Genomic DNA, 16,011 nt, shown 5'->3' with positions numbered 1-16,011 from the left:
TTTTGCAAAAGATTCCGATATGCGGAATAGATGGTGCAGCAAACATCACCGATTTTCACACGGAGCCGGAGCATGAGCGCCGATACCCGCGGCAAGCCGAACGAGAGTGCGGGCAGCGACGAGACGGGCGCGAAATCCAGCCTGCAGCGCGGGCTGGCGATCCTACGGCTGCTGGCGTCGTCGAACGAGACGGGGGCGCGGCTGACCGACATCGCCCGCGCGCTCGACCTCACGCCGCCGACCGTCCACCGCCTGCTGAAGATCCTGGCGGAGGAAGGGATGGTGGAGCCGGACCGCGCGACCAAGCGCTATCGCCTGGGCATCGACCTGTTCGGTCTGGCGGCGCAGGCCGGCAACCCCAACAACCTGCGCGACATCTGCCGGCCGATCCTGCTGCGCCTGTCCGCCACCCTGCGCGACACCATCTTCCTGCTGGTGCGCAGCGGCTTCGACGCGGTGTGCCTGGACCGCAGCGAGGGTCCCTTCCCCATCCGGTCCTTCACCGGCGACATCGGCGGCCGGGTGACTCTGGGCGTCGGCCAGGGCAGCCTCGCCATCCTCGCCTATCTGCATGCGGAGGAGCGGGAGGAGGTGATCCGCTTCAACCTGCCGCGCATGCAGGGCGTGGGCATCATCGACGAGGTCTATCTGCGCACGGAAATCGCACGCGTGCGGGATTTGGGCTATGCCAGCCGCTCCACCGGCCTGCTGCCGGGCATGTCCGGCGTCGCCGTTCCGGTGCTGGACCGCGACGGGCACGCGGTGGCGGCGCTCAGCGTCGGCACGATCAGCGAGCGGCTGAACGAGGAACGGCTGCCGGTGGTGGTCGACATCCTGAAGCGCGAATCCGCCGCCATCAGCCGCCAACTCAATCCCTTCGACCCGGTTCTGCGCCGGCCTGCCGCGGTGCTGGGTGGCGGTTCGGCATGAGGGGCGTGAAGAAGGCCGACCTCCCCGCCAAGATCTGCCCGGTCTGCAACCGTCCTTTCACCTGGCGGAAAAAGTGGGAGCGGGTGTGGGAGCAGGTGAAATACTGTTCAGACCGTTGCCGGGGCGACGCTCGCAGGCGCGGCCAGGGGTCGGAGGGCGACACGTCGCGATTCTGACCGGATCGCTAAGATAATGGCATATGGCGATAAACGCCCTCTCCCGCCCCGGGAGAGGGAGCTAAATGCGACGCGCCGCAATCCTGACCAAGTCGTCAAGACGCGTTGCCCTATTTATGGTCACATGCCAGCATTCTGACCGGCCGGATCACCGCATCCACAAAGCGCGTGGCGGTTCCGGCAGATGGCATTTTCATTGCATTTGCATGCGCGGCCCCGGTGGGATCGATGGATAGCGGGAGCATTCCCGAGTATTCATGTACCATGCGGGTCAGCCGCACTGCTGCCGACGATACGCGGCCAACGATACTCAGCGACGAAGGGGACTTACGATGTCGGTTCGGGGGATGGGGGATCGGGCAATGACGGTTCTGGGAATGACGCGCCGTGCAGTGCTGTGCGGCGTCGCCGCGGTGGCCTTCGCGGCGGTGGCCGGCGGCTCCCTGCCGGCACTCGCGCAAAGCAAGCTGAAGGTCGCCGGCATCTACACCGTTCCGATCGAGCAGCAGTGGGTCAGCCGCATCCATGTTGCGCTGAAGGCCGCCGCCGACCGTGGCGACATCGAGTATGTCTGGGCCGAATCGGTCGCCAACACCGACTATGAGCGCGTGATGCGCCAGTATGCCGAAGCCGGCCAGCAGTTGGTGTTCGGCGAGGTGTTCGGGGTGGAGCGCGCCGCCCGCACCGTCGCCAAGGATTATCCGAAGACCGCCTTCGTCATGGGCTCCAGCTTCAAGCCGCAGGAGCCGAACTTCTCGGTCTTCGACAACTACATCCAGGAGCCCGCCTATCTGTCCGGCATGGTCGCCGGCGGCATGACAAAGTCGAACATGATCGGCATGGTCGGCGGCTATCCGATCCCCGAGGTCAACCGCCTGATGAACGCCTTCATGGAGGGCGCCAAGGAGGTCAACCCGCAGGTCAAGTTCTCGGTCAGCTTCATCGGCTCCTGGTTCGACCCGCCGAAGGCCAAGGAAGCCGCCTTCGCCATGATCGACCGCGGCGCCGACGTGATGTATGCCGAACGCTTCGGCGTGTCGGACGCGGCCAAGGAGCGCAAGGTGCTCGCCATCGGCAACGTCATCGACACCCAGCCGCAATATCCGGACACCGTTGTCGCCAGCGCCCTGTGGCACATGGAGCCGTCGGTGGAGCGCGCCATCGCCGCGGTGAAGGCCGGCAGCTACAAGGCCGAGGATTACGGCCCCTACAGCATGATGGCGCACAAGGGCTCCAGCCTGGCGCCGCTCGGCACCTTCGAGTCGAAGGTTCCCGACGCGATCAAGGCGAAGGTCAAGGAGCGCGAGCAGCAGATCCGCGACGGCAAGTTCACCGTGAAGGTCAACGACGCCGAGCCGAAGTCGACGATGTGACGCCCGGCGCATTCCCGATGTCATCACCCGTGAAGGGCGGGCCGGAGGTCGTCCTCCGGCTCGCCGGCATATCCAAGCGCTTCGGTCCGCTGCTTGCCAACGACGGCATCTCGCTGACGCTCCGCGCCGGCGAGGTGCTGGCGCTGCTTGGCGAGAATGGCGCCGGCAAGACCACCCTGATGAACATCCTGTTCGGCCATTACGTCGCCGACGAGGGCAGCATCGAGGCGTTCGGCCGCCCCCTGCTGCCGGGCTCGCCCCGCGCGGCGCTGGAGGCCGGCATCGGCATGGTCCACCAGCATTTCACCCTGGCGGACAATCTGTCGGTGCTGGACAACATCGCCGTCGGCACCGAATCGCTTTGGCGCTGGCGCTCCGACCGGGGTGCGGCCCGCCGCCGGCTGCTCGACCTCTCCCAGAGATTCGGGCTGGAGGTTCGGCCGGACGCGCCGGTCGGCGACCTGTCGGTCGGCGAGCGGCAGCGGGCGGAAATCCTGAAGGCGCTCTACCGCGACGCCCGCATCCTGATCCTGGACGAGCCGACCGCGGTGCTGACGCCGCAGGAATCGGCCGGGCTGTTCGACACGCTGCGCAAGCTGACCGCCGACGGGCTCGCCGTGGTCTTCATCAGCCACAAGATGAACGAGGTCTTTGCCGCCAGCGACACCGTCGCCGTCCTGCGCAGCGGAAAGCTGGTCGCCACCCACGCCACCGCCTCCACCGACCGCGCCAAACTGGCCGAGTTGATGGTTGGCCGCAGCGTCAAGCCGCCTGCCCCGACCCCGCTCAGCCCTGGCGAGCCGGTGCTGGAACTGTCGGGCGTCACCGTCGCCTCCGGCCATGGCCGCCCGCTGCTGGACGGGGTCGACCTGACGGTGCGGCGCCATCAGGTGGTCGGCATCGCCGGTGTGTCCGGCAACGGCCAGACCGCGCTCGCCGAGCTGGTCAGCGGCCTGATCCGTCCCGACTCCGGCTGGCTGTCGCTGAAAGGCAGCGTGGTGGAGCATGGCGAACCGGCCGACATGGTGCGGCGCGGCGTCGCCCGCATCCCAGAGGACCGGCACAGCGCCGGCCTCGTCGGCGCCATGGCGGTTTGGGAGAACCTGATCGCCGAGCGCTATCACGACCGCGCCTTTTCCCGCTTCGGCGTGCTGCGGCGGGGGGCGGCGCGGGCCTACGCCCGCGAGGTGATCGAGGAGTTCGACGTCCGCTGCCCCGGACCGGATGCCCGCACGCAGCTGCTGTCGGGTGGCAACATGCAGAAGCTGATCCTGGGCCGCACGCTGGCCCATGGGCCGGACCTGATCCTGGCGAGCCAGCCGACGCGCGGGCTCGATATCGGCGCGGTGTCCTATGTCCACAGCCGGCTGCTTGACGCCCGCGCCGCCGGGGCCGGCGTGCTGCTGATCTCCGAGGATCTGGACGAAATCCTGGCGCTGGCCGACTGCGTCACCGTCGCCTATCACGGGCGCCTCACCCCGCTGCTGCCCCATGACCGGGTGACGGTCAGCCAGCTCGGCCTGCTGATGGCTGGGCATTGGGACGTTTTGCGCGACATTCTGCCGGAGACTGTTGATGCGGCTTGAACCGCGCACCGATACCCCGCTCGCCCTGCGGCTGCTGGCGCCGGTGGGCGCCGTGGTCGCGGCGCTGGCGCTCTGCGCTCTGCTGGTCGCCTGGACCGGCGCCCCGGTGCTGCGCGCCTATGGGCTGCTGTTCGAGGGCGCGGTCGGCTCCCGCTTCGCCCTGACCGAGACGCTGAACCGCGCCACCCCGCTGATCCTGACCGGCCTCGCCGCCGCCGTCGCCTTCCGCGCCAAGCTGTGGAACATCGGGGCGGAAGGACAGCTCTACATGGGCGCGCTGGCCGCCGTTGTGGTCGGCGGCGGTATGCTCGACCTGCCGGCTTGGGCGCTGATCCCGGTGGTGATGATCGCCGGCATGGCGGCCGGCGGCGTCACCCTGCTCGGCCCTGCGGTGCTGAAGGTCCGCTTCGGCGTCGACGAGGTGGTGACGACCCTGCTCTTGAACTTCGTCGTGCTGCTGCTGGTGTCGATGCTGCTGGAAGGCGCCTTGAAGGACCCGATGGGCATGGGCTGGCCGCAGTCGGCGCCGGTGGTCGAGACGGCGGAACTGCCCAAGCTGGTGGAGCGCACCCGCCTGCATGCCGGGCTCGCCATCGCGCTCGGCCTGTCGGTGCTGCTGTGGCTGGTCGATACCCGGACCATCTGGGGCTACGAGAACCGCGCGGTCGGCGCCAACCCGCGCGCCGCCGCCTTCGCCGGCATGCCGGTGACGCGGGTCATGCTGCGCACCGCCCTGCTGTCGGGCGGTCTCGCCGGGCTTGCCGGGGCGGCGGAGGTCTGCGGCTTGAAGGGCTATCTGACGCTCGACCTGTCGCCGGGCTTCGGCTACAGCGGGATCGTCGTCGCCATGCTGGCGCAGCTGCATCCCATCGGCGTGGTGGGTGCGGCGCTGTTCATCGCCGGCATCTTCGTCGGCGCCGACGCCATGAGCCGCGCCATGCCGGTTCCCAACTACATCGCCGACGTCCTGGTCGCCGCCAGCCTCTTGTGCATGCTGGTCGCCGGGCTGCTGGCGCGCTACCGGCTGCGGCGGGGGTAGGGGGTCATGGATTTCCTGTCGATCATCCTCGACATACTGCTATCCGCCGCCTTCTGGACCGCGGTGCTGCGCATCGCCACCCCCTATGTGCTGGGCACGCTGGGCGAGCTGCTGTGCGAGCGGGCCGGCGTGCTGAATCTCGGTATTGAAGGCATCATGACGCTGGGCGCCATGGCCGGCTGGATGGCGGTCTATCAGGGGGCCGATCTGTGGACCGGCGTGCTGGTGGCGGCATCCTGCGGCGCGCTGCTCGGCCTGCTGCATGCGGCGCTGACCGTACCGCTCGGCCTATCGCAACATGTGACCGGCATCGGCGTGACGTTGCTGGGGACCAGCCTGTCCTATTTCGTCTACCGCCTCGTCCTGCCGCAGGCCAGCACCCCGCCGACCGTCGAGCCGTTCCAGCCGCTGGGCCTGCCGGGCGCCCTGGCCCAGACGCCGCTGACCTACCTCGCCTTTCTTCTGGTGGCGGTGGTCGCCTATGTGCTGTACCGCACGCCGGTCGGGCTGGCGGTGCGGATGGTCGGCGAGAATCCGGCCGCTGCCGAGGCGCAGGGGCTGAACGTCACCGCCATCCGCATCGGCGCGGTGATGGCGGGCAGCGCGCTGATGGCGCTGGCCGGCGCCTTCCTGACCCTGTCGGCCTTCAACGCCTTCTTCTTCAACATGGTCAACGGGCGCGGCTGGATCTGCATCGCGCTGGTGGTCTTCGCCTCGTGGAGGCCGGGCAAGGCGATGCTGGGTGCCCTGCTGTTCGCGGTGTTCGACGCGCTGCAACTGCGGCTGCAGCAGGCGAGCGGCGGCGTCCTGCCCTACCAGCTGTTCCTGATGATGCCCTATCTGTTGAGCATCCTGGCGCTGGTTCTGGTGGCCCGCCGGGCCTCCTACCCGCGCGCCCTGATGATCCCGTACCGCAAAGGAGAACGCTGATGTTCGACCTGATCCTGCGCCGCGCCACCCTGCCGGTTGGCCGTGGCAGCATTGATGGCGGCATCGACATCGGCATCCGCGACGGCCGCATCGCCGCGGTCGAAGCGAATCTGGCGGGCGAGACGGTGGCGGAGATCGACGCCACCGGCCGGCTGGTCAGCCCGCCCTTCGTCGATGCCCATTTCCACATGGACAGCACGCTGAGCTACGGCCTGCCGCGGGTGAACCGGAGCGGCACGCTGCTGGAAGGCATCGCGCTGTGGGGGGAGCTGAAGCCGCAGCTGACCCAGGACGCCATCGTCGAGCGGGCGCTCGCCTATTGCGACTGGGCGGTCGGGCGCGGCCTGCTGGCGATCCGCAGCCATGTCGACATCTGCGACCCGCGCCTGCTGGCGGTGGAAGCCCTGCTGGATGTCAAGAAGCGCGTCGCTCCGTATCTCGACCTGCAGCTGGTCGCCTTCCCGCAGGATGGCGTTCTCCGTGCGCCGGGTGCCAAGGAGTTGCTGGTCCAGGCGCTGGACATGGGCGTCGACGTGGTCGGCGGCATTCCGCATTTCGAGCGCACCATGGCCGACGGCGCCGCGTCGGTCCGCCTGCTCTGCGAGATCGCGGCGGAGCGCGGGCTGCTGGTCGACATGCATTGCGACGAGACCGACGACCCGCTGTCCCGCCATGTCGAAACCTTGGCCTATGAGACGCAGCGGCTGGGACTGCACGGCCGGGTGACCGGGTCCCACCTGACCTCCATGCATTCCATGGACAACTACTATGTCTCCAAGCTGATCCCGCTGATGGCGGAGGCGCGGCTGGGGGTGATCGCCAATCCGCTGATCAACATCGTCCTCCAGGGCCGTCACGACAGCTATCCCAAACGCCGTGGCATGACCCGCGTGCCGGAGCTGATGGCCGCCGGCCTGACGGTCGCCTTCGGCCATGACTGCGTGATGGACCCCTGGTATCCGCTGGGCTCCGGCGACATGCTGGAGGTGGCGCATATGGGCCTGCATGTCGGCCAGATGACCGGCCAGGACGGCATCAAGGCCGCCTTCGACGCGGTGACGGTCAACCCTGCCCGCCTGCTGCATCTGGAGGGCTACGGGCTGGAGCCGGGCTGCAACGCCGATCTGGTGGTTCTGCAAGCCGGCAGCGCGGTGGAGGCGATCCGCACCCGCGCCGCCCGCCTGTTCGTCCTGCGCCGCGGCCGGATCGTCAGCCGCTGCGAGCCGGTGCAGGCGAGGCTCGACCTGCCGGGCCGGCCGGAGACGGTCGATTTCCTGCTGAACCGGGGGTGAGAGCGAGACAGCGCCAATGACGCTCAGCCTTACCGCTCACGCCCGTTTGACGATCCAAGAGCGGGGTTTGGCTCTGGAATGGATCGAACGCGCCATCGAAATCCCCGACCGGATCGAAGCCGATCCCAGCGGACCGGACGTATGGCGGTCGTTCAAGATCATCCCGGAAGCCGGCAACCGGATCATCCGGGTTGTTCATCGGCGGGACGGTGCGGATATACTGGTCATCACGGCCTTTCTAGACCGGGGAGCCAAGCTATGAACTCGCGATACGATCCCGAAGCCGACGCGCTGTTCGTGCGCTTTTCAGAGGGCACCATCATCGATTCCCAGGAGGTTGCCCCGGGCATCATTCTGGACTTCGACGATCAGAACCGGATCGTTGCTCTGGAGGTGCTCAATGCCAAGGAGAAGATGGCAGCCGGAGCGATACCAATCGCCGCGGAGTGAGAATCCAGCAAAAAGCCCACCGGAACGGTCGTTCCGGTGGGCTTTTCCTTGTCGGAAGGCCCATTACCCCTTCAAAAAGTCCCGCAGCGCGTCGGCCACCGCGCGCATTTCCTGCTCGGTGCCGATGGTGACGCGCAGGCAGCTCGGCAGGCCGTAGGAGGGCATCTGGCGGACCAGGATGCCGCGGGCCTTCAGGAACTGGCGGGCGGCCTCGGCATCGTCCTTGCCGGCGGGCTGGCCCTTGAAGTCGACCAGGACGAAGTTGGTGACGCTGGGGTGAACCGTCAGGCCCAGCTGCCGCACGGTGGCGGAGAACCACTCGCGCCACTGCTCATTGTGGCGGCGGGAGCGGTCGAGGAACTCGGCATCCTCCACCGCGGCGATGCCGGCGACATGGGCGGCGGTCGACACGTTGAAGGGACCACGCACCCGGTTCAGCACGTCGACGATCCCGGCCGGACCATAGCACCAGCCGATGCGCAGCGACCCCAGCGCGAAGATCTTCGAGAAGGTGCGGGTCATCACCACGTTGGGGAACTTCTCCACCAGCTCCTCGCCGGCGGTGTAGTCGTCCTTGTTCATGTATTCGGCATAGGCCGCGTCGATGACCAGGATGACGTCGGGCGGCAGGCCGGCATGCAGCCGCGCCACCTCCGACGCCGGCAGATAGGTGCCGGTCGGGTTGTTCGGGTTGGCGAGGAAGACCAGACGGGTGCGCGGGGTGACGCGGGCCAGCAGGTTGTCGACGCTGGCGGTCAGCCCGTCCTCCGGCGCCGTCACCGGGGTGGCGCCGACCGACTTGGCGCCGATCGGGTACATCAGGAAGCCGTATTGCGAATACAGCACCTCGTCGCCCGGCCCGGCATAGGAGCGGATCAGCAGGCTGATGATTTCGTCCGACCCGGCGCCGCAGACGATGCGGTCGGCATCCAGGTTGAAGCGCTTGGCGATGGCACCGCGCAACGCCGCCGAGGCGCCGTCGGGGTAACGGTGCAGGGTCGCGGCCGCCGCCGCATAGGCGTCCATCGCCTTCGGGCTCGGCCCCAGCGCCCCTTCGTTGGAGGCGAGGCGGATATGACCCTGATGCTCGCCGCCGACATAGGCGGCGATGTCGAGAATCCCCGGACGCGGCTGCGGGCCGTTCGGCTGGGTCATGGTCTGCTTACCTTCCGACAGATTGGATGGGCGTTAATGGAACGTTTGGAACGGTTTGGAACAGTCCTGGCGCCGCTGTTCAGTTTCAGGACACGGCGATGCAGGATAAGGCAGGATCCGCCCCGCCGGCTCGCCCCTTTCGCGCGCATCAGCCCAGAGCGAGCGGCACGGCATAGCCGCCGACGACGTTGACCCGCACCGGGATGTCGCCCGACCGTTCCAGCAGCATGGCAAGGCGGGGGTCGGCCTGCCCGACGAAGTCGGCGATCTCGACCAGATGGACGGATGGCCCGCCGGTGCTCATCCCGATGGCGTGGCCGGCCGGATGCCAGGTGCAGAAGCTGACCGGAGTCAGGCCGCAGGCCTCCAGCATGTCCTTCAGCCGGCCGCGGCTGAGGTCGCCGCCGATCTCGATGCTGAGCAGAGTGCGGTCGTCGCCGGTCGGCTCATGCGGGACGGCGGCGATGGCGAGCGCGTCGCGGTTCTCGCCGCGGGCATTGCCGCGCCCGCCGAAGGGCAGCCGCGCCACCACCTGCGGCCGGCCGGCGTCGGCGGACACCAGGAAGCGCCACCAGGGATCCGAATCGTCGTCGGCCGGATAGGGCACCACGGCGACGGTCGCCGTCCCCTCCGACACGGCGCGGAGCGCGGCGGCCGGGGTGTTGACGGCGGTCATCGGCACGAATCCGCCGAAATGGTCGCGGGCGACGTCCCAGAAGCCGCGGCGGTCCTCCGGCGCATAGACGGCGACGGCGAAGGGGCCCTGCATGCGGGTGAAGGCGGTGATCATCTCCCGCCAGATGCGCACCACGACCTGGGCCGGGAAGGTTCCGGCATGGCGGGCCATCAGGCGCCGCAGGATCGTCGCCTCCCGCGCCGGGCGCAGATAGACGGGCGGCGCCCCGTTTTCGGCCGCGCCATTGCCCTTCGCCGCCCCGATGCGTTCCACCACGGCGGCGCGGCGCATCAGCAGGTCATGGATCGCGTCGTCGATCTGGTCGATCTCGCGGCGCAAATCGTCGAGCGGGGTCCGGGCGGGGGCCATGGGTCAAGAAACCATCGAATGCAAAGCCGGTTAGTAGTAGTCCGCATGCGCTGCGAAATCAAAGAAAACATTGACACTCTTGAGCCCGGCTTCGTAGCTATACCCTCCCGTTCCGCCAAAGCTCACCGACGGTTTCCGCCAAGGCGCCGCAAGGCATCCGAATGCCGGAACCGCTTCCCAAGGCACGAAGCGACATGTCCGCGTCCCCCTCCGCGCCGCAGCATCCCCTGGTCACCCCCGCGGTCGCCGACAGCCCGGCCCCCGATGACCAAGTCATGCCGGGCAAGCGCGTGCGTCTGGCGGTGGACCGGCCGATGCGGCTGGACAGCGGCGTGGAGATCGGCGGCTTCCAGATCGCCTACCAGACCTACGGCACGCTGAACGCCGACAAATCCAACGCGATCTTCATCTGCCACGCCCTCACCGGCGACCATTTCGTGGTGGAAAAGCACCCCGTCACCGGCAAGCCCGGCTGGTGGGAAATGCTGGTCGGCCCCGGCAAGCCGGTGGACACCGACCGCTATTTCGTCATCTGCTCCAACGTGCTGGGCGGCTGCCTGGGCAGCACCGGGCCGAAGGACATCGATCCGGCCACCGGCCAGCCCTATGGCCTGTCCTTCCCGGTGGTGACCATCGGCGACATGGTGCGGGCACAGAAGCTGCTGGTCGAGCATCTGGGCATCGAGAAGCTGTTCTGCGTGATCGGCGGCTCGATGGGCGGCATGCAGGTGCTGCAATGGGCGGTGGCCTATCCCGACTCGGTGTTCTCCGCGGTGCCCATCGCCACCGCCGCCCGCCATTCGGCGCAGAACATCGCCTTCCACGAGGTCGGGCGCCAGGCGATCATGGCCGACCCGAACTGGCGCGGCGGCAACTATCTGCTGGAGGGCACCAAGCCGGAGGCCGGTCTGGCCGTCGCCCGCATGGCAGCGCACATCACCTACCTGTCGGAAGCGGCGCTGCACCGCAAGTTCGGCCGCAACCTGCAGGACCGCAAGGCGGTCACCTACGGCTTCGACGCCGATTTCCAGGTTGAAAGCTACCTGCGCTACCAGGGTGCGGCCTTCGTCGAGCGGTTCGACGCCAACTCCTACCTCTACATCACGCGGGCGATGGATTACTTCGATCTCGCCGCCGATGCGGGGGGTTCGCTGGCCAACGCCTTCCGGCCGGGCGGCGGGACGACGCCGGTGCGCTTCTGCCTTGCCAGCTTCTCCAGCGACTGGCTGTTCCCGACCTCGGAATCGCGGGCCATCGTGCATGCGCTGAACGCCGTCGCCGCCAATGTCAGCTTCGTGGAGATCGAAACCGACAAGGGCCACGACGCCTTCCTGCTGGACGAGCCGGAGTTCCATCAGGTCATCCACGGCTTCCTGGAGGGCTGCGCCGAGCATCGCGGCCTGTCCGCCCGCCGCCGCGCGCGCTGATTGGGGCAGAACGACCGACCATGGTGGACATTCGCGACGACCTGAAGCTGATCGCCGAGATGGTGGAGCCGAACAGCCGCGTGCTGGACGTCGGCTGCGGCGACGGCGCCCTGCTGGATTATCTGGCCCACGCCAAGAACGTCGACGGACGCGGCATCGAACTCAGCATGGACGGCGTGCGGCAATGCGTGGCGCACGGCCTGTCGGTGATCCAGGGCGATGCCGAGACCGACCTGAAGGACTATCCCGCCGACGCCTTCGATTATGTGATCCTGGGCCAGACCCTGCAGGCGATGCGGCAGCCGCGTGACGTATTGCAGATGATGTGCCGCATCGGCCGCCGCGCCATCGTGTCGGTTCCCAATTTCGGCTATTGGCGGGTGCGGCTGCAGCTGTTGCTGACCGGCCGTATGCCGGTGACGGAAAAGCTGGGCTACCAGTGGTGGGAAACGCCCAACATCCATTTCTGCACGCTGCGTGACTTCGTCGTGCTGACCGAGGAGATGGGCATCACCATCGAGCAGACCCGCATCCTCGACCATGCCGGCCGGGTCACCAGCCACGCCCATTCCGGTTTCGCCAACCTGTTGGGTGAACAGGGCGTCTTCCTGCTGAAGCGCAACGGCGGGTGAGTTTTCCGGCATGCGGGCGGGAACCTTCCGCCTGCGATGCTGTTCATGATGCGTTCTTTTTTGACGAGGTACGGATCATGACCGCCAAGCACACCGCCGATCCCCGCGACCAAGCGCGCGAGAATCCGAAAACCGGCGACGACACCTCCAACCGGGACAAGAACCCCGACGACTGGACCACCGGCGACGAGCCGATGACCGGCGCCCAGGCCTCCTACCTGAAGACGCTGAGCGAGGAGGCCGGGGAGTCCTTCGACGATGGACTGACCAAGGCGGAAGCGTCCAAGCGGATCGACGCGCTTCAGGACAAGACCGGTCGCGGGAAGTAATCCCGGATTTGTATTCCTCTCCCCCCCCGCTCACGCGCAAACTTCGTTTGCGCTGACGCGACAGGCGGATCGCAGATCCGCCGCAAGCGGGGAGAGGGTTAGGGTGAGGGGGACGCGCGGCGGGACCTTTGGGAAAGCCACGCCGTGCATCCCCCTCACCCCGACCCTCTCCCCGGGGGGGAGAGGGAGAGATCCGCAATTACCCCCCGGCAACCCATGGGCATGTCGGGCTGTTAATCAGGGTGATACCGAATCCGAACGGAAGGGTCGCCCCATGCTCCGCCCGATCTTGCTTCTGCCCGCCGCGCTGCTGCTGATGACCGGCACCGCCATGGCTCAGACCGCGCCGGCTCCCGGCACCCCCGACACCATGGCGCAGGGCGCCGCCCCGCCGCTGATGACGGCGCCGCGGCCGGACGACCAGCCGACCACGGGGCCGGTCGCTTCCCCGCCGGGCGTCAGCGGCGAGGCCCCCTCACGGGAAATGCAGAACCAGGCTCCGCCTGCAGGTTCGCCGCCGGTGGCCGCCCTTCCCTCTGCTTCCCTCAACCCCGATCAGGCCCGGTCGATGGTGGGGACGGAACTGCGCACGCGCGACGGCCAGCCGGGCGGCCGCATCCTCGACTTCACCCTGAGCCAGCCGGGCGACCGGATCGACCGCGTCGTCGTCGCGCCGAACGATGTGCTGGGATTGGGCGACACGCTGGTCGCGCTGCCGGCCGGCGCCCTGACCAACGGGCCGAATGGGCCGATGCTGGACATGGAACAGGCCGACATCGGCAAGGCACCGACCTTCGCCTATGGCAGCGAGCCGACGGTGACCCGCCCCGACAACCGGTAAAGCCGGACGGCCAATAACGCCCAACGGCCGGAGAGGCTCAGGCGGCCGGGCGGCGGCGGAAGAGGCCGGTCAGGCAGGCCACCGCGCACAGCCCGGCGCCCAGCCAAAGCACGGTGACGCTGCCGTCCGCCTTGCCCACCGCGCTGAAGACCAGCCCTACCGTCGCAGCACCCAGCGTCTGGCCCAGCAACCGGCCGGTCGCCTGGATGCCGCTGGCCCCGCCGCTGCGCTCCTTCGGCGCGCTGGTGACCAGCACCTTGTTGTTCGGGGTCTGGAACAGGCCGAAGCCGAAGCCGGCCAGCGCCATCCGCCACACAACGTCCAGCGTCGACGGATCGGGCGGCAGCAACGCCATCAGCGCCAGCCCGCTGGCGAACAGCGCCAGGCCGACGGCGGCCAGCCGCGTCGGCTCGTAGCGGTCGGCCAGTCGGCCGGAGATCGGCGCCACCAGCGCCACCATCAGCGGCCAGGGTGTCATCAGCAGCCCGGATTCGGCCAGCGACCGGTGCAGCACATCCTCGAAGAAGAAGGGCATCGCCACGAAGACGATGTTCTGCGAGGCGAAGGCGCAGACCGAGGTCACCACGGTCAGGGCGAAGACCGGCCGGCGCAGCAAATCCACCGGCAGCAGCGGCGCGGTTTGCGACAGCTCCCGCCGCACCAGCGTCACGCCCAGAACCACCGCACCGGCCAGTTCGGCGGCGACCAGCCAGCCGGGCTGACTGCCGTCCACCCCCTTGAAGCCGATGATCAGCAGGCCGAGCATGCCGGCGTTCAGCAGGGCGCTCACCCAGTCGAAGCGGTGGCCGGCGGGGGTGGAGACCGGCATCGCCCGCGCCGCCACCGCCAGCGCGGCCAGCCCCAGCGGCACATTGACGGCGAACAGCCAGGGCCAGGAGGCGACCGACAGGATCAGTGCCGCCAAGCTCGGCCCCGCGGCGGAGGACACCGCGACGATCATCGCGTTGTAACCGACCCCGCGCCCGAGATGGGAGGACGGGTAGATGTGGCGGACCAGCGCCAGATTGACGCTCATGATCCCGGCGCCGCCGATGCCCTGCAGGACACGCGCGGCGGTCAGCACCGGCAGGCTGGGCGACAGGGCGCAGGCCAGCGAGGCCACGGTGAAGACGGCAAGTCCGCCCCAGTAGACCTTGCGGTAGCCGATGATGTCGCCCAGCGACGCCAGCGGGAACAGCGAGACGGTGACCGCCAGCTGATAGGCGTTGACCACCCAGATGGCACCGGCGGCATCGACGCCGAACTCGCGCTGGATGGTCGGCAGGGCGATGTTGGCGACCACGCCGTCCAGCACCGCCATGATCAGCGCGACGGTCATCGCCGCCATCGCCCAATAGCGTTGCGGCACCGGCAGCCCGTCGGCGACGGCCGGCGGCTTCGGGACAGCGGACTGGGTGGCGGACGGGGTGGCGGAGACGGTCGGCATGGGGGGACTGGACATGCCGGTCAGCATAGAGGCCGACCGCTGTTGCGCGGTCGCAGCAATTTCGCATGAAAGCATTGCGGAAGCCGAGCGCAGGGGTGGGACTATGTCAGACCGGAACCCCTCCCCCGCCCTCCTGTTGGAATGGGACGCGAGCCAACATCAAGGAGCGCCACCATGACCAAGCACATCCCGCCCGTTCCACCCGAGGGCCGCAGCGACAAGGGTCCCGGCGAGCCGGCGACCAGCGCCTCGCCCGACGACGGCGCCGGCAACCGCGGCGCCCCCAACACCAAGGAACAGGGCCAGCCCGGCAATACCCGGCAGAACACCACCCACCAGGGCTATCAGCAGGATCGGTGAGGCATGACCAAGCACAGCGAGGCCACCGACCGCCACCATGGCGGTCCCGGCAGCAGCCACCAGAACGCCGACAAGCCGGAATCGCCGCCGGAAAAGCACCCGCATCCGGGTGAACCGACCAACAGCCGCCATTCCGGCAGCTCCAGCGGCGGCGGCGAACGCGACATCCACCACACGCACGACCCGAAGACGAAGCGGTAGGAGATAGAGCCCTCTCCCCAAGGGGATTCCCCCTCTCCCCCCCGGGGAGAGGGTCGGGGTGAGGGGGAAGCATGGGGTGGATTTTTCGATGACAGGGGCGTGGCTTCAGTTTCGATAGGTCACGCCACGCATCCCCCTCACCCTAACCCTCTCCCCGGGGGGCTATGGCATTCACACATCTCAGCGTCACTTAAAACGTTGAAATAAAGCAATTTTGTCGGCCGTCATTCCCGCGAAGGCGGGAATCCAGCCACATCCGCCGCTGATCTGTGGAGTTTCCTGGATCCCCGCCTTCGCGGGGATGACGCAAAGTTCCTTTTGTCTCAGAAGCTTAGCGATGCCTGGAGTTGTGTGAATGCCATAGCCCCCGGGGGGGGGAGAGGGGATTGTTGGGGGGGTGGCGTTCATCACGACGACAAGTCCTTCAGGATCGGGCATTCCGGCCGTTCGTCGCCGTGGCAGGCGTCGGCGAGCTCATGCAGCGTGTCGCGCATCGCCTGGAGTTCGGCGATCTTCGCCTCCAGTTCGTCGATGTGCTGCAGCGCGATCCGCTTGACCTCCGAACTGCAGCGAGTGCGGTCCTGCCACAGCCCGACCAGCTTCTGGATGCGCTCGATCCCGAAACCCAGCGTCCGCGCCCGCTTGACGAAGCGCAGCACGTTGACGTCCGTGCCGCTATAGACGCGGTAGCCCGACGCCGTGCGCCCGGCCTCCGGGATCAGGCCGATGGATTCGTAATAGCGGATCAGCTTGGCATTGACGCCCGATGCCTTGGCGGCGTCCCCGATGGTCATGCCG

The 16,011-nt window shown here is 68.1% G+C and carries 19 protein-coding genes; 15 read left to right on the top strand and 4 right to left on the bottom strand.

The genetic code is table 11. The annotated features are described in order from the left end of the window. The first annotated feature begins 72 nt into the window (after positions 1-72). The 9 genes from AZOLI_RS15495 to AZOLI_RS15460 all read left to right on the top strand — a co-directional run bounded on the left by AZOLI_RS15495 (position 73) and on the right by AZOLI_RS15460 (position 7,776). Positions 73-930: an IclR family transcriptional regulator gene (locus tag AZOLI_RS15495; RefSeq protein WP_014188107.1), complete on the top strand. Its 858-nt coding sequence runs from the start codon at positions 73-75 to the stop codon at positions 928-930. Continuing rightward, entirely contained in the window at positions 927-1,106 is a 180-nt protein-coding gene (locus AZOLI_RS31240; protein WP_081505967.1) for a DUF2256 domain-containing protein, read from the top strand. The genes AZOLI_RS15495 and AZOLI_RS31240 overlap by 4 nt, the downstream gene beginning before the upstream one ends. Positions 1,107-1,468: 362 nt before the next feature. Continuing rightward, entirely contained in the window at positions 1,469-2,479 is a 1,011-nt protein-coding gene (locus AZOLI_RS15490) for a BMP family protein (RefSeq protein WP_014188106.1), read from the top strand. 17 nt (positions 2,480-2,496) lie between these two features. Beyond that, a complete protein-coding gene (locus AZOLI_RS15485) occupies positions 2,497-4,065 on the top strand; it encodes an ABC transporter ATP-binding protein (protein WP_044551407.1) in 1,569 nt (522 codons plus the stop codon). Beyond that, complete coding sequence (locus AZOLI_RS15480; RefSeq protein WP_014188104.1) at positions 4,055-5,104, top strand: ABC transporter permease; 1,050 nt, start codon at positions 4,055-4,057, stop codon at positions 5,102-5,104. Before AZOLI_RS15485 ends, AZOLI_RS15480 begins: the two co-directional genes overlap by 11 nt. Before the next feature lie 6 nt (positions 5,105-5,110). Further along, the gene (locus AZOLI_RS15475; RefSeq protein WP_014188103.1) at positions 5,111-6,034 is read left to right on the top strand and encodes an ABC transporter permease; all 924 of its coding nucleotides are present in this window, start codon (positions 5,111-5,113) and stop codon (positions 6,032-6,034) included. Beyond that, the gene (locus AZOLI_RS15470) at positions 6,034-7,326 is read left to right on the top strand and encodes an amidohydrolase family protein (RefSeq protein ID WP_014188102.1); all 1,293 of its coding nucleotides are present in this window, start codon (positions 6,034-6,036) and stop codon (positions 7,324-7,326) included. Before AZOLI_RS15475 ends, AZOLI_RS15470 begins: the two co-directional genes overlap by 1 nt. Positions 7,327-7,342: 16 nt before the next feature. Beyond that, entirely contained in the window at positions 7,343-7,588 is a 246-nt protein-coding gene (locus AZOLI_RS15465; protein WP_014188101.1) for a DUF4258 domain-containing protein, read from the top strand. Then, on the top strand, positions 7,585-7,776 hold the full coding sequence (locus AZOLI_RS15460) for a DUF2283 domain-containing protein (RefSeq protein WP_014188100.1): 192 nt from the start codon (positions 7,585-7,587) through the stop codon (positions 7,774-7,776). Before AZOLI_RS15465 ends, AZOLI_RS15460 begins: the two co-directional genes overlap by 4 nt. 63 nt (positions 7,777-7,839) lie before the next feature. Here AZOLI_RS15460 and hisC read toward each other — a convergent pair whose 3' ends face one another. Together hisC and AZOLI_RS15450 are read right to left on the bottom strand one after the other, a co-directional pair. Beyond that, positions 7,840-8,931 carry a histidinol-phosphate transaminase gene (gene hisC, locus AZOLI_RS15455; RefSeq protein WP_014188099.1) on the bottom strand — a complete coding sequence of 364 codons (1,092 nt, stop codon included), beginning with the start codon at positions 8,929-8,931 and terminating at the stop codon, positions 7,840-7,842. 148 nt (positions 8,932-9,079) lie between these two features. Beyond that, positions 9,080-9,976, bottom strand: coding sequence for a chorismate mutase (locus tag AZOLI_RS15450; RefSeq protein WP_014188098.1), 897 nt, complete (start codon positions 9,974-9,976; stop codon positions 9,080-9,082). A gap of 194 nt (positions 9,977-10,170) precedes the next feature. On the opposite strand from AZOLI_RS15450, the gene metX reads away from it, so the two are divergent. From metX to AZOLI_RS15430, 4 genes are all read left to right on the top strand, one after another. Then, complete coding sequence (metX, locus tag AZOLI_RS15445) at positions 10,171-11,403, top strand: homoserine O-acetyltransferase MetX (protein WP_014188097.1); 1,233 nt, start codon at positions 10,171-10,173, stop codon at positions 11,401-11,403. 20 nt (positions 11,404-11,423) lie between these two features. After that, positions 11,424-12,035, top strand: a complete 612-nt coding sequence (metW, locus tag AZOLI_RS15440) for a methionine biosynthesis protein MetW (protein WP_014188096.1) — start codon at positions 11,424-11,426, stop codon at positions 12,033-12,035. A gap of 77 nt (positions 12,036-12,112) precedes the next feature. Further along, entirely contained in the window at positions 12,113-12,364 is a 252-nt protein-coding gene (locus AZOLI_RS15435; protein WP_014188095.1) for a DUF3072 domain-containing protein, read from the top strand. 274 nt (positions 12,365-12,638) lie between these two features. Beyond that, a complete protein-coding gene (locus AZOLI_RS15430) occupies positions 12,639-13,205 on the top strand; it encodes a PRC-barrel domain-containing protein (RefSeq protein ID WP_014188094.1) in 567 nt (188 codons plus the stop codon). Between the two features lie 37 nt (positions 13,206-13,242). On the opposite strand, the gene AZOLI_RS15425 is transcribed toward AZOLI_RS15430, so the two are convergent. Next, entirely contained in the window at positions 13,243-14,679 is a 1,437-nt protein-coding gene (locus AZOLI_RS15425; protein ID WP_014188093.1) for an MFS transporter, read from the bottom strand. A 147-nt stretch (positions 14,680-14,826) separates the two neighbouring features. Here AZOLI_RS15425 and AZOLI_RS15420 point away from each other — a divergent pair, with 147 nt between their 5' ends. Together AZOLI_RS15420 and AZOLI_RS15415 are read left to right on the top strand one after the other, a co-directional pair. Further along, entirely contained in the window at positions 14,827-15,012 is a 186-nt protein-coding gene (locus tag AZOLI_RS15420) for a hypothetical protein (protein WP_014188092.1), read from the top strand. Positions 15,013-15,015: 3 nt separating this feature from the next. Next, on the top strand, positions 15,016-15,213 hold the full coding sequence (locus AZOLI_RS15415; RefSeq protein ID WP_014188091.1) for a hypothetical protein: 198 nt from the start codon (positions 15,016-15,018) through the stop codon (positions 15,211-15,213). A gap of 407 nt (positions 15,214-15,620) precedes the next feature. Here AZOLI_RS15415 and cueR read toward each other — a convergent pair whose 3' ends face one another. Then, entirely contained in the window at positions 15,621-16,007 is a 387-nt protein-coding gene (cueR, locus tag AZOLI_RS15410) for a Cu(I)-responsive transcriptional regulator (protein WP_044551783.1), read from the bottom strand. Positions 16,008-16,011 lie beyond the last annotated feature (4 nt).

It is taken from the genome of Azospirillum lipoferum 4B, from assembly GCF_000283655.1.
Classification (GTDB): Bacteria; Pseudomonadota; Alphaproteobacteria; order Azospirillales; family Azospirillaceae; genus Azospirillum; species Azospirillum lipoferum_C.
Note: the sequence above shows the minus strand (reverse complement) of the source record. Positions and strands in the feature narration are given on the sequence as shown.